Below are 12,820 nucleotides of genomic sequence, written 5' to 3'. Positions count from 1 at the left end.
GGCCCTCGCCTCCCGTTCCTGGCCGGCGTGCCGGCCTCTTGCGCACTTGATACTAAATCTCGTTCCTCTGTGCTGTCTATGATACGCAGTCTCAACCACCTTGGCAACGGCCGGCGGACGAGAGGCAGCTGGATGCGCACCCGGACGGGCATCCTGGACGTCGGAGGTGAGGAGGGGATGCCGAGAAGACGGGGGACGGGAGACGACCGCCCCGCCCGGGGTCGCCGCGATGCGCCCCCCGGGGATGGCCGGGCCGGCCGGCCCGACCCCGGGGCGGAGAGCGCCGTCGACCTGGCGGGCGACCTGCCGGGGCGGCAGCTGGCCGATCCGGACGTGCGGGCCAAGGTCGGTCGCACCCGCATCCGGCCGCAGCACCGCGGCCAGGGGACCTGAGCGCCCGCGTCTCAACGAGAGCCCGCGTCACCCGATGCTCTGAGCGGCGGCCTGGCGGGCAGAAGCCGGGCTGTTCCGCAAATGGGTAAGATGAATAACGTCGAAAGGGGACCGCCATCTCGTGCCACGGAACGGGGAGACGGCCATGACCGTGGAAGAAGTCCTCTCTTCGAACGGGATCCGGACGCTGCTCCAACCGCTGGTGCGCGCAGCCGACGGGGTCGTCTACGGTTACGAGGCGCTCAGCCGGGGTCCGGCCGGCTCGCCGCTGGAGGCGGCGGAGGCGCTCTGGCGCGCCGCGGAGGCCGAGGACCGCGTCATCGAACTGGACTATGCCTGCCGCCATGCCGCGCTGCGCGCCAAACGGCGCTGGTTCCCCGACGCCGGCACGCTCTTTCTGAACGTCGACCCGCTGGTCGTGCGCTCGCCCTCCTTCCGCCTGGGCGTGACCCACCGCTGGCTCGACGAGATGGCCATCGACCCGGCCCAGGTGGTCTTCGAGATCACCGAGCGGCGGCTTATCGACGACTACCAGGCCTTCCGGCGGGCGCTGCACATCTACCGCGAGCAGGGCTACCGGATCGCGGTGGACGACGTCGGCGCGGGCTATTCGAGCCTGCGGACGGTGGCGGAGATCGAGCCCCACTTCCTCAAGATCGACATGTCGCTGGTGCGGGGGGTGGATGGGGACCGCGCCCGGCGGGCGGTAGTCCGCGCCCTGGTCGGTCTCGCCCATTCCCTGGGAGCGATGGCGGTGGCGGAGGGCGTGGAGACGGCGGGCGAGCTGGAAGCGGTCGGGGAGATGGGGGTCGATCTGCTCCAGGGCTTCCTCCTGGCCGAGCCGGCGGAGGAGCCGCCGCGGCCGGCACCCGCGGTGCTGGGCCGGCTGCGGCCGATGGCCGCGGGCAGCGGGGAGGCGGGCTCACCGGGCTTCGCCGCACGGGGCTAGCCCCGCCCGGAAGCAGGGATCCTCATGGGGCGACAGGACCCGCCACGTCCGGACGCCGGGTCTGCCGTCGTCCTCCCGGCGGCGGGGGAGACAGGGCCGTCAGCCTGCCGGGCGCAGCCGCCCCGGTGCCGGAGGCCGCCCCGGCCGTGGATGCGGCCACTTTCCTGCTCTCCCCGGGCTCGATCCTGCTCCCGCCTGCCGAGCGGGCCGCCGGCAACGTACCGTGCAAGGGTGCAGAGGAAAAAACGCGGAGGTCCGCTCTCTCCGAGGCGATCGCCTGCGCCCGAACCCCTCGGCGATCCGGTCGAAGCTCCCGGCATGGGCGCCCCCGTTGAAGGTCTCGGCGTATTCCCAGAGAACTCTCAGGGCCCTCTCATCTTCGCCCCGGCGGCCGGGGCTATCATCCCGCTGGTTCGATCTAGCATCCGCGTGGCAGGGTGGAGGGAGCTCCGTGCGCAAGCGAAGCTGGTGGAAGTGGACGCTCGGCGTCCTGATCGTGCTCGCGGTGGTCGGGGGCGGCGGATGGTACGTCCGCGCCCGCGTCCTCAAGTCCGAGCCGTCCGTCCGGTACACCACCGTACCGGCGCGCCGCGGTGACATCACCGTCACGGTCCAGGCCGACGGGACGCTGGTCAGCCCCGATGCGGTGACGGTCGGACCTCCCGAGGTGGGCGGCCAGATGGTGGTCACCGCCGTCCACGTCAAGAACGGGCAGGCGGTGCACAAGGGCGATCCTCTGGTCGACCTGAGCGACCCAAGCCTCGACACCCAGATCCAGAGGGATCAGATCAACGTGCAGAACGCCCTCCTGACGCTCGCCAGCACGTTGAACGTCCCGCCCGAGCAGGCGATGTCCGCCTCCCTTCCTGGCGAGATCTGGGTGACGGCGCCGTCGGCGGGCCGGGTGCAATCGCTGAACGTCGCTTCCAACCAGCAAGTCAAGGCCAAGGACGTGCTGGCCACGCTGGTCGACGACCGGACGATCCTCTTCCAGAGCCAGGTGATCCAGCCGGACATGGAGCGGATCCAGCCGGGTCAGAAGGCGAGCGTCGTCGCGGACAACTTCGCGCCCGAGCCGCTCCCGGCGACGGTGGTCAGCGTCGACCGGAGCGGCACGCCGGGCTCGCAGACCATCCTCTACACCGTCAAGCTCCGCCTGACCAACCCCGGCCTGCTGAAGGCGGGGATGACGGGCCAGGCGACGATCCAGACGGCTCAGGGGCCGCTGACGGAGCAGGGCAGCTTCGCCTACAACGACCCGGTCCAGGTCCTGGCGCCGCGAGCCGGGACGGTGGGGACGGTGCTGGTGAGCGCCAGCCAATGGGTCGATGCCGGCCAGCGCCTCTTCTCCATCGCCACCAACCCCGCCGACGAGACCCAGGTCAGCCAGCAAAGGCTTCAGGTCCAGGCGGCGCAGCTGACGCTCCAGTCCGACCTGGACCAGAAGGCGAAGTTGCACGTGGTCGCGCCCGTGGACGGCGTGGTCACCGACGTCGCGGTGCAGGTGGGGGACAGCGTGGGCCAAGGCGGCTCGGCCGGTGGGCAGGACGCAGGAAGCTCGGGAGCCAGCGGCGGCTCCGCCAACTCCGGCGGTCTTCTCACCATCCGGCCCCAGGGCGAGATCGATCTCGAGGCCAACGTCAGCGAGCTCGACATCGGCCAGATCCACGTGGGCCAGCCGGCCACGGTGACCGTGGACGCCTTCCCGGGGAAGCTCTTCCAGGGCACGGTGAGCGACATCGCCGGGCAGGCGACCTCGCAGAACGGGGTGGCCACCTTCCCGGTCTGGATCTCGATCCAGCAGCCGACGGGGCTCTTGCCGGGCATGACCGGCCACGCCCAGATCGTCGTCACCCAGCGGCAGAACGTGCTCCGCGTGCCGACGGAGGCGGTGGTCCAGCCCTCGGGCGGGCTGAGCGCGGCGCCCAACAGCCGCGGCCTCGTGCAGGTGCTTGAGAACGGGCAGCCGGTCAGGAAGGTGGTCGAGCTCGGCGTCGTCACCCCGCGCTGGGCGGAGATCGTCTCCGGGCTGAGCGAGGGGGAGCAGGTGATCGTGGCCACAAGCCAGGCTTCGTCGAGCGGGGGCACGCCGCAGGCGGGCTTCCGCCCCTTCGGCCTGGGCGGGGAGGGCGGCCGCGGCTTTGACCTCGGAGGCGGTCGACCGGGAGGCGGTGGCTTCGGCAACGGAGGTCGCCCGGCCTCGGGTGGCGGCTTCGGCGGAGGAGGCGGCGGTACGGGAGGCGCAGGCGGCGGCACGGGAGGCTCCGGCCGGTGATCATCGAGGTTGAACAGGTGGAGAAGGTCTACCACCGCGGCGGGATCGACGTGCATGCCTTGCGCGGGATCTCGTTCTCGGTGGAGAAGGGCGAGTTCCTCGCACTGACGGGTCCGTCGGGCTCGGGCAAGTCGACGCTGATGCACATCCTGGGGGCGCTGGACCGGCCCAGCTCCGGCGTCTACAAGCTCGACGGGATCCCGGTGCAGGACCGGAGCGACGAGGAGCTGGCGCGGATCCGGAACCGGCGCATCGGCTTCGTCTTCCAGCAGTTCAACCTGCTTCCCCGCCTGACGGCGCGCCAGAACGTGGAGCTGCCGCTCCTTTACGCCGGCGTGCCGGCGCGCCAGCGGCGCGCCCGGGCGGAGGCGGCCCTGGCGGCGGTGGGGCTGGCCGAACGGATGGATCACCGGCCCAGCGAGCTCTCGGGCGGGCAGGAACAGCGGGTGGCCATCGCGCGGGCGCTGGTGACCGAGCCGGCGATCGTCCTCGCCGACGAGCCGACGGGCAACCTGGACAGCGTGGCCGGGGCGGAGGTGCTGGAGCTCTTCGAGCGGCTCAACCGCGAGGGCATGACCGTCATCCTGGTCACCCACGACGCCTCCGTCGCGGCCAGGGCGCGGCGCCAGCTGCGCATCCGCGACGGGCGACTGGAGGCGGACGAACGGACGCCTGCGGCGGCCGCAGCCGCCGGCGGCGGGGAGGGGGAGGGAAGGTGAGCTGGGTCGAGTCGATCTGGGACGCGCTGCTCCGGATCGGGGAGAACAAGCTGCGCACCTTCCTGACCATGCTCGGGATCATCATCGGCGTCGCCGCGGTCATCCTGCTGGTCTCCGTCGGCCAGGGCGCCTGCTCCTCGGTGACCGCGCAGCTGGAGGGGCTGGGGTCGAACCTGATCTCGGTGACGCCGGCGGGCGGCGTGCAGCTGACCGCGGCCGACGCGCAGGAGCTCGTCGGGCGTGTGCCCACCATCACGGCGGCCGTGCCGGTGGTCACCGTGCCGAACGGCACCGTCGCCCGCGGGCGGCTCAGCTACGCGACCACGGTCGAGGGCACCTGGCCGCAGTACGCGGCGATCCGCGACCTGAAGGTGGCGCGGGGACGCTTCCTCCAGGCGCTGGACGAGAACCGCCGCCTGCCCGTGGCGGTGATCGGGCAGACCGTCGCCCAGGAGCTCTTCGGCGGCGGCCCCGCCGTCGGGCAGACGATGGAGGTCGACGGGACCGAGGTCACGGTGGTGGGCGAGCTGGCGCCGGTCGGCTCCAGCTTCGGCCAGAACAACGACGACGTGGTCTTCATACCGCTCAGCCTGGCCCAGGAGCTGGCCGGGACCGACCGCGTCGGCCAGATCATGGCCCAGGCGCGGAGCTCACAGGACGCCCAGCTGGCGGCCAACCACATCGCCACGGTGATGGACCTGGAGCACGGCCAGCCCGGCGAGAGCCAGCCGCCGGTCCGCGTCTTCAACCAGACGCAGCTCCTCTCCGCCCTGGGGACGGCCACGCAGACGCTCACCCTGATGCTGGCGGCCATCGCCGCCATCTCGCTGGTGGTGGGCGGCATCGGGATCATGAACATCATGCTGGTGACGGTCAGCGAGCGGACGCGGGAGATCGGCATCCGCAAGGCGCTCGGGGCGACGCGCCGGAACATCCTGGCGCAGTTCCTGACCGAGTCGGCCGTGCTCAGCCTGGCGGGCGGCGTCGTCGGCATGGCGGTGGGCACGGCCGGCTCGCTGGTGATCGACCGGCTGATGGGCTTCCCCGCGGTGGTCTCCTGGAGCGCCATCCTGGGCGCCTTCGCCTTCGCGGCGGCAGTGGGGCTCTTCTTCGGGGTCTACCCGGCCATGCGGGCGGCGGCGCTCGATCCGGTGGAGGCGCTCCGCTACGAGTGACCGGCGGGCCCGGCGGGCGGGGCGTGCCTCCCGCCCGCCGGCTGCTCCGGCGTCCGCGCGCCGGCGGCATCCTGCCTCGCCATATCCTTCCCCGCCCCGGCTCCTCCCCCTCAGATCAGCGCGCCGAACCGCCGGATGAACCGGCTCTTGACGCGCTGGGCGAGGGTCAGGTAGCCGAGCAGCGTGGCCAGGAGCCACGGGAAGTAGAAGGCGGGCAGGGGGCTCATGCCTAGGTGGGCTCCCAGCCGGGTGAAGGGGATGACGGTGTCGACGGCGACCGCCGCACCCGTGGCCAGCAGCACGGGCAAGCCGGCGAGACTCTGCAGGAAGGGAACCTTCTCGGTCCGCAGCATGTGGACGACCAGCGTCTGCGTCCAAAGGCTCTCCACGAACCACCCGCTCTGGAAGAGGGCGACGAACTGCGCCTTCAGGGGCTCCGGCAGCACCGCGTAGGCGCCGCCGACCGTCGCCGGCGCGACGAGGAAGAACATGAGGGCGTACGTCGTCACGTCGAAGACGGAGCTCGTCGGCCCGAACCAGACCATGTACCGGCCGATGGCGGGTGCGTCCCACTGGCGGGGGCGGAGCAGGTACTCCCGGTCCATCCGATCCCAGGGCATGGTGGTCATGGCGAGATCGTAGGTGAGGTTGAGGAAGAGCAGCTCCAGCGGCGTCATCGGCAGGAACGGCAGGAGCCAGCTGGCCACGAGGACCGAGAAGACGTTGCCGAAGTTGGAGCTCGCGGTGATCTTGATGTACTTGACGATGTTGCCGAAGGTCCTCCTTCCCTCGATGATCCCGTCCACCACGACCCGCAGGTCCCGCTCCAGGAGGATGATGTCCGCCGCTTCCTTCGCGATGTCGACGGCGTTCTCGACGGAGATGCCGATGTCGGCCGCATGCATGGCCGGGGCGTCGTTGATGCCGTCGCCGAGGAAGCCCACCGCGTGACCGTTGGCTCGGAGCGCCCTGACGATGCGCGCCTTGTGGGCAGGCGTGAGCCTGGCAAAGATCATGGTCTCCTCCACCGCCCGCCGAAGCGCTCCGTCGTCCATCCGGTCGACGTCGCTGCCGAGCAGGACGCGGTCCGCGGGGATGTCGACCTTCCCGGCGATGGCGCGCGTGACCACGTCGCTGTCACCGGTGAGGATCTTCAGGTTGACACCGTACTCTCTCAGGGTCCGGATCGTCTGCGGAGCCGATTCCTTCGGCGGGTCGAGAAAGGCGAGGTAGCCCATCAGGACCATGTCGCTCTCGTCGGCGACGGTGAAGGCACCGGCCGCCGGCGGGTTGGTCTTCTGGGCGACGGCGATCACACGCAGCCCCTTCTCGTTCAGCTGCCGGACCGTCGTGAGGATCTCCGCCCGCAGCTCGCCGGTCAGCGGCACGACCTGCCCGCGGTATTCGACATGAGAAGAGATCGCGAGCAGCTCCTCGACGGCACCCTTGGTGATCAGCTGGGTCTTCCCGGTCCTGTCGCGGACGACCACGCTCATCCGCTTGCGCACGAAGTCGAAGGGGATCTCGTCGACCTTCTCATAGTTTTGCTCGATCCAGGCGAACTCCTCGCCGGCATGGGCCAGGATCGCGCGGTCCAGGACGTTCTTGAGCCCGGTCTGGAAATAGCTGTTGATATAGGCGTGCTTGAGGACGCGCGGCTCCTCGTCGCCGTGGACGTCCAGGAAGAACTCGAGGACGACCCTGTCCTGCGTGAGGGTCCCCGTCTTGTCGGTGCACAGGACGTCCATCGCGCCGAAGTTCTGCATCGCCCCCAGGCGTTTCACGATCACCTTCTTCTGGCTCATGATGACGGCCCCTTTGGCAAGGCCGACGCTGACGATCATGGGCAGCATCTCCGGCGTCAGCCCGACGGCGACCGCGAGGGCGAAGAGGAGCGAGTCGAGCCATTCGCTCTTGGTGAGCAGGTTGAGGAAGAAGACGACGGGCACCATCGCCACCATGAAGCGGATGAGCAACCAGCTCGTGCGGCGGACGCCGATCTCGAAGCCCGTCGCCTCCCGCCGGGTGGCCAGCGACTCGGCCACCGAGCCGAAGTAGGTCTGCCGGCCCGTGGCCAGGACGACGCCGACGGCCGTGCCGCTCACCACGTTGGAACCCATGAAGGCGAGGTTCGGGCGCTCCACGGGGTTGCCCGAAGGCCGCTCCGCCCCCCCGACGCAGGGCGAGCTCACCTTCTCCACCGGCTCCGACTCGCCGGTGAGGACCGACTGGTTGACGAAGAGGTCCTTGGCGACGAGGATGCGCAGGTCCGCCGGGATCATGTCCCCCGCGGCGAGGTGGACGATGTCCCCCGGGACCAGGACGGAGAACGGCCTCTCCTGCTTGCCCGCCTCCCTGCGCTCGACGAGGGCGGTCAGGGTCACGAGGGCCCTGAGCCTCTTCGCCGCCTCGTCAGACCGCCATTCCTGGAGGAAGCGGAGCGCTCCGCTGACGAGGACCATGGTCATCATGATGATCACGCTCGACGGATCGCGCTCCTTCGGCGCCACGAACAGGATGTCCGTGAAGGTGGAGACGGCGGCCAGGATGAGCAGCACGACGATGAAGGGATCGACGAAGGCGTCCCACAGCCGCCTGGCCCAGGAGGGCTGCTGCCTCTCGGGGACCTCGTTCGGACCGTAACGGTCCAGACGGGCCTCCGCCTCGGCATCGCTCAGGCCGTTCCATGTCGTCCCCAGTTCCTCGACGACCTGCTCCTCCGGAAGGTCGCTCATGCGGAGGAGCGCATCCGTCCTCTCGTGGTCCTGGCGCTCCACGGCGGTCCGGGACCGGCGCTGCAGAACCGTGGACATGAGCATGCGATCTCTCCTCCTCTCCTTCGCTGCGTCATCTTCGTGCCGGGAGAGACCGGATCGGGTCGATGTCCCCATCCCGTTCTCCGGGTCAAAGCGGGTCAAAAGACGGAGAAGACGGATCCAACGGCGAGCTCCGGCGGCCGCATGCGCAAGGATGCCCCGGCAGGCCTGCTGCCGGCCGTCACGAGGATGCCGGGGGCTGTGATCCGCAGGGGCCGGTGCGATGCCTGCCCTCACGAGGAGGGCTGCCTGCACCCCCGGAGGAGGCGTCGTCGCAACGACGCTCGCAGGATCATCGCGCGGTCGGCGCGGAGGACAGCCATGCCACAGCCTTCCCTGGGTGGTCGAGGCCGCGGGAGCTCCCAGGTCTTCGGTCGCTCGGAGATTCCGCCGGGTCACCCGGGTTCATGACTGTCCCCCCTTTCCCGAGGCGGGCGAGGTCCCATGGAGGCTCGCCGCGGCTGAAGGACGGGTCCGCCCGGCCGGCGCGCGGCGCGACGGCGGGTCTCCCCCGCGCGCACCTCCGCCCGGCCATGCGGGCGGCCGTGGGGCCCAGGGCCGGCGTCGACCGCCTGCGGTCTCCCGGTGGACCCGCACGACGCACAGAAGAAAAATGCCTCTCGCTCGACGCGAGAGGCATGCTGGGCGCTGCCCGCCCACCGCTCCCCTCTCGTCGAGCTTCAGCAGCACGCAACGTAAGGGCGCGGGCCCCAGCCGCTTCGGGCGAAGCCTTACTCCGACCTCGCCTGTCCTGACCGTGGGCGTCTCTCGACGTTTCCGGTCAGCGGCCTCTGTTTGCGTGCACGCCTCGCCTAACGAGGTGCGATGGCTCCTGTTGCCGTGGGCCATTATGCTGCCGGGAGACCCGCGCGTCAACGAAGAGGGGGCTTCCAGTGGTCAACCGGTGGGACGGCCGGGTGGAATCCCTGGGGGACCGGCAAGGAGAGGTCGCGCTGGCGCGGTGGGACCTGGCCGTGGAGGATGGGCGACATGCGGGCCAGCCAAATCCGGGCGCGGCGTCCGAGCGGGCGTGGCTCGACGCCTTGGCCGGGAGCTGCGCGACGGAAGACGGGGCGTTGCCCGCGAGCGCAAGTCAACCGGTACCGAGATCCCGCCGGCCCGGCAGGAGGCGCGGCCGCGGCGGCCGACGCGATCATCTCCCCCGTTCGGGCGCTCCCGCGCGCGAAGTAGAGCCTCGGACAGAAGAAGAGCCGCCAGAATTCGGTACCGCGAATTCCAGCGGCTCCCAAACCACACCCTGGCCCTGTCCCCAATCCGTCCCCAAAACCAGCGGGGGCAAGGCCGGAAAGCGGCTTGGCACAAGGCTTTCTGAACTCTCTGGTGCCGAAGGTGGGACTCGGCTGGCGGCGCTCTGGCGAACACCGCCACGAGCGCCAAGCCTTGCACGACGCGGCCTCCCGGCGCCGGGCGCCGCGCAGAGCGCCGCCTGAAATCGGGGACCACGGGGGCTTCGGTCCCCAATCCGGTCCCCAAGATTTCGCCTAAATCCTTCCACGCCGGGCGCTCGCCCGGCCCCCAAGAACGAGGCGGGGCGGCCCCTCCAACCACACCGCGCCAGACCCGTTGGGCGCCTTCGCGAACACCGCGTAGGAATCAGACCCGTGGTCAAGAAACGCTTCCCATGACACCTGACGAGCTGGCGGCTCTCATCAGATCGGCCGAAGCGGCCCTGCCGCTGCTGATGTCCGCGTGGCAGTCGCACCTGAGGAGCCGTGCCAACCGAGATGCGGAGCTGCGCGCGCTCCACGCCTTCGCCGTGGACATGGACATGACGAGCCGTAAGCTCCGGGAAGCGGCCGAACGCGGCGGGCTTGAGCTGGACCGCCGCAGCCCGGATTTCCGCTGGTTCTTCGATCAGCGAGGTCCGCGTCGCAACTGGCCCCGCGCCCGCGCTGCCCTGGGCGTTGCGGCGGATCCCACCTCGATCAGCACGGTCGAAGGATTCCTGGCGACCATCACGAGCCGCGGTCTGGAGCCCGAAGCGTGCCTGGCCGCCGCGGAGTACTGCGAGCGCTTGCGCGACGGCGTGAAGGACATCCTCTACGGTGTCGGCGGGCATGGCAAGGCGCTGTGACGCGCGCATGGCCCCCGCTTCTGTCGGCCGGCGCGGACATGTCGTCGGAGGGAGATCGGCAAATGAGTCCGACTTCGGATTGCGGCATTAACGAGCCGTCCACTCGCCTGACGGCGGCCCGGCAATGGAGGATGGCAGCGCTGCGGGAGCGGGATCGGCTGGGCCGAGCGCTCAGCCTGGCGGTGGCGCGCCACCTCGACGGCCGCGGGGTAGTGGGCGCGTCGGAGCTGCGGCATCCGCGGGCGCTCAGGCTGCAGCGGTGGACATGCTGACGGAGCTGTTCCCCTCCCCGGATGACGTCGAGCGCGCGCTGTTCGCCTCCGTCCCCGACGACCGGCCGTGGGAGGCCCTCATCGACCTGGCCGGGCGCGTGCGCACCCTGACGGGGAGGGGCGCGGCGCTGGCGGCCGGTGCCCGCCCGGCGGCCGGAGCGCACATCGCATGCGAGGCCCTCCTGCTCGGCGAGGGCGCGGTCGTGGAGCCGACGGCGCTCTTCGTCGGCGGCCCCGTCTGAATCGGCCCGGGCTCGGAGATACGGGTTCCTCGTTCGCTTCATCCGGGTGCCGAAGCTCAACTCGATATGCCGTCAGATTGTAGGCAGCCCCGCAGGTTCGGCGTGCCAGAGGTAGTTGTATACTACACTAGCTATCGGATCCGCACTCCAATCATGCAATTGACGGCCCTCGCCAGCTGCCCGGAGCGCTTGCTCCCAAAGCCAGAAGCAGAGCCGATCGACGTCCTCGTGGCTGGCTCCGGCCAGGAGACGCCCGGATCGAGGTCGGGGAGCGTACGCGAACGCCTTCACTCCATCGCCTGAAACGAGCGGGTCGACCTCTCTCCTAGACACATTACAGAGGGACAGCATCACACTGAAGCCGGCCAGGAGCCCAAACTCTCGGATGGCCCGCGCATAAGGGCCCAAAGTAGCGTGAAGCGCATGGATGAGGTACACTGGGGAAACCCGCTCCCCAGTCACGTTCAAGAGACGATACCAAGCGGCCAATCTGCCATCGCGGTACACCACGACGCTGGACCAATAGGATTCTCGATCTCCTGTCCATACTTCGTGCGTAGCCGCTTCTTCGTGCGCACTCCACCGATCAACCATCGGGAATACCGGTGGCAGATTCCTATACGCATATGTCGCTTCCGGTCTCCATACCCTGTTAGCGTTCAATTTCTCCAGGCTAAGGAGATCTGGACGTCTGATGTCCGGGACGATGTAGATAAAGGCGAGCGGCACATCCAACAGAGCAGCAGGCACGTATCGCCTGCATTCTGCTTCGCCTTCGGCCTCCAAAGTCATCCGGGATATCGTCCGCCCCTCGTAGATCCGGTCCAGCTCCTCGCGAGACGCGCCCACGACCGATGTGCCCCGCCGCACCGGGACTTCGAAGTCGGCTCCGTCCTGCACGGTGTACGGCCTGTCTTCCCCGGCCCACACGAACACCACGACGCCGCGACCGTCGCCAGCCGGGAACGTCACGAGATCGTACCGTGGCGTGGGCCGGACCAAGTCGTTCACAATGTTCGTGATCTGCTGGGACAGATCGACGCCTACGGGCGTGGTCACCGGCGTCAACTCGGCCTCTGCGTCCGGCTCCCCGGTCCGATCCTTCTCCGCCACGCCGAGTACCAGGACGCCTCCGTGGGCGTTGGCGAACGCGGCCACGGTCCTGGCGAGAGTCCGCCTGTGCCTCGGTTCAGCGAGGTCGAGAGTCCGCTTGTAGTCCAAGACCGTGCTTTCCGGCAGGCGCTGCGCGATGAATTCCAGTAGAGTTTCCCTGGTCCGCCCGGCCGCTTCGGCTGCGCGAAGGCGCTCGCGAAGATCGTCCACCAGCGACATGTCGTACCTACCGCCCTCCACCCGGGACTAGCTGCGGCCAACACCATGCTCCGCCATTCGGCAGCGCGCTCCAACGGACTCTTGGTGAGCATCCAAGCGGTAGCATCCGAGCTCGACCGCTCCTCTCCCTCTCCCGCCTCCTGCGCTCGGCCTCCCCCCGCCGAGCTTCGCGCCTGCCGTCGAGCCAATGGGCCGCGATCCGATCAGCCAGCGCGCCCGCGAGGGTAAGGAGGCCGCCCGCGATGACGTCAGACAGTTGCGCCACACGCCCTCACCGCCGACCCGCTAGTCCTCCTCCAAGTACCGCTTGAACCACGCGTCGAAGAGCCGACGCGCCTCGCGCAGCTCGCCCGCCGTCATGCGGGCCTCCAGCTCAGCCAGCTCCCGCCGCCCCGCCTCGGCCTCCAGTTCCGCCGCCGCCCAGTCGCCCGAATCCTCCGCCAGCGTCAGACGCTGGCGAGCGGCCGCCCACCTCAAGACCAAGTCAGCACTGTCCAACGGCGCTGAACCCTCCCAGGAACCGCCAGCGCTCCTCGTAGGGCGAAGGCGCCA

At 69.8% G+C, this 12,820-nt stretch carries 10 protein-coding genes and 1 riboswitch; of the genes, 7 read left to right on the top strand and 3 right to left on the bottom strand.

Annotated features, from left to right (window positions below; genetic code table 11):
* The first annotated feature begins 177 nt into the window (after positions 1 to 177).
* From QJR14_09605 to QJR14_09585, 5 genes are all read left to right on the top strand, one after another.
* Complete coding sequence (locus QJR14_09605) at positions 178 to 393, top strand: hypothetical protein (GenBank protein MDI3317853.1); 216 nt, start codon at positions 178 to 180, stop codon at positions 391 to 393.
* Positions 394 to 538: 145 nt separating this feature from the next.
* The gene (locus QJR14_09600; protein MDI3317852.1) at positions 539 to 1,342 is read left to right on the top strand and encodes an EAL domain-containing protein; all 804 of its coding nucleotides are present in this window, start codon (positions 539 to 541) and stop codon (positions 1,340 to 1,342) included.
* 451 nt (positions 1,343 to 1,793) lie between these two features.
* On the top strand, positions 1,794 to 3,617 hold the full coding sequence (locus QJR14_09595; GenBank protein MDI3317851.1) for an HlyD family efflux transporter periplasmic adaptor subunit: 1,824 nt from the start codon (positions 1,794 to 1,796) through the stop codon (positions 3,615 to 3,617).
* Positions 3,614 to 4,336, top strand: coding sequence for an ABC transporter ATP-binding protein (locus QJR14_09590; protein MDI3317850.1), 723 nt, complete (start codon positions 3,614 to 3,616; stop codon positions 4,334 to 4,336). Before QJR14_09595 ends, QJR14_09590 begins: the two co-directional genes overlap by 4 nt.
* Entirely contained in the window at positions 4,333 to 5,511 is a 1,179-nt protein-coding gene (locus QJR14_09585; GenBank protein ID MDI3317849.1) for an ABC transporter permease, read from the top strand. The genes QJR14_09590 and QJR14_09585 overlap by 4 nt, the downstream gene beginning before the upstream one ends.
* 110 nt (positions 5,512 to 5,621) lie before the next feature.
* On the opposite strand, the gene mgtA is transcribed toward QJR14_09585, so the two are convergent.
* Entirely contained in the window at positions 5,622 to 8,324 is a 2,703-nt protein-coding gene (mgtA, locus tag QJR14_09580; GenBank protein MDI3317848.1) for a magnesium-translocating P-type ATPase, read from the bottom strand.
* A 661-nt stretch (positions 8,325 to 8,985) separates the two neighbouring features.
* Positions 8,986 to 9,154, bottom strand: a riboswitch (M-box (ykoK) riboswitch).
* Positions 9,155 to 9,969: 815 nt separating this feature from the next.
* On the opposite strand from mgtA, the gene QJR14_09575 reads away from it, so the two are divergent.
* Complete coding sequence (locus tag QJR14_09575) at positions 9,970 to 10,422, top strand: hypothetical protein (GenBank protein MDI3317847.1); 453 nt, start codon at positions 9,970 to 9,972, stop codon at positions 10,420 to 10,422.
* A 259-nt stretch (positions 10,423 to 10,681) separates the two neighbouring features.
* Positions 10,682 to 10,936, top strand: a complete 255-nt coding sequence (locus tag QJR14_09570) for a hypothetical protein (GenBank protein ID MDI3317846.1) — start codon at positions 10,682 to 10,684, stop codon at positions 10,934 to 10,936.
* Positions 10,937 to 11,008: 72 nt separating this feature from the next.
* On the opposite strand, the gene QJR14_09565 is transcribed toward QJR14_09570, so the two are convergent.
* The gene (locus tag QJR14_09565) at positions 11,009 to 12,268 is read right to left on the bottom strand and encodes an ATP-binding protein (protein ID MDI3317845.1); all 1,260 of its coding nucleotides are present in this window, start codon (positions 12,266 to 12,268) and stop codon (positions 11,009 to 11,011) included.
* A 285-nt stretch (positions 12,269 to 12,553) separates the two neighbouring features.
* Positions 12,554 to 12,766, bottom strand: a complete 213-nt coding sequence (locus QJR14_09560; GenBank protein ID MDI3317844.1) for a hypothetical protein — start codon at positions 12,764 to 12,766, stop codon at positions 12,554 to 12,556.
* Positions 12,767 to 12,820: the final 54 nt, after the last annotated feature.

Source organism: Bacillota bacterium, assembly GCA_029961055.1.
Taxonomy (GTDB): Bacteria; Bacillota; Sulfobacillia; order JAIMAT01; family JAIMAT01; genus JAIMAT01.
Note: the sequence above shows the minus strand (reverse complement) of the source record. Positions and strands in the feature narration are given on the sequence as shown.

What these genes read in the sequence shown, in the direction of transcription:
- QJR14_09605 (MDI3317853.1), top strand. Translation starts at nt 178, where the DNA reads ATGCCGAGAAGACGGGGGACGGGAGACGACCGCCCCGCCCGGGGTCGC.
- QJR14_09600 (MDI3317852.1), top strand. Translation starts at nt 539, where the DNA reads ATGACCGTGGAAGAAGTCCTCTCTTCGAACGGGATCCGGACGCTGCTC.
- mgtA (MDI3317848.1), bottom strand. Translation starts at nt 8,324, where the DNA reads ATGTCCACGGTTCTGCAGCGCCGGTCCCGGACCGCCGTGGAGCGCCAG.
- QJR14_09575 (MDI3317847.1), top strand. Translation starts at nt 9,970, where the DNA reads ATGACACCTGACGAGCTGGCGGCTCTCATCAGATCGGCCGAAGCGGCC.
- QJR14_09565 (MDI3317845.1), bottom strand. Translation starts at nt 12,268, where the DNA reads ATGTCGCTGGTGGACGATCTTCGCGAGCGCCTTCGCGCAGCCGAAGCG.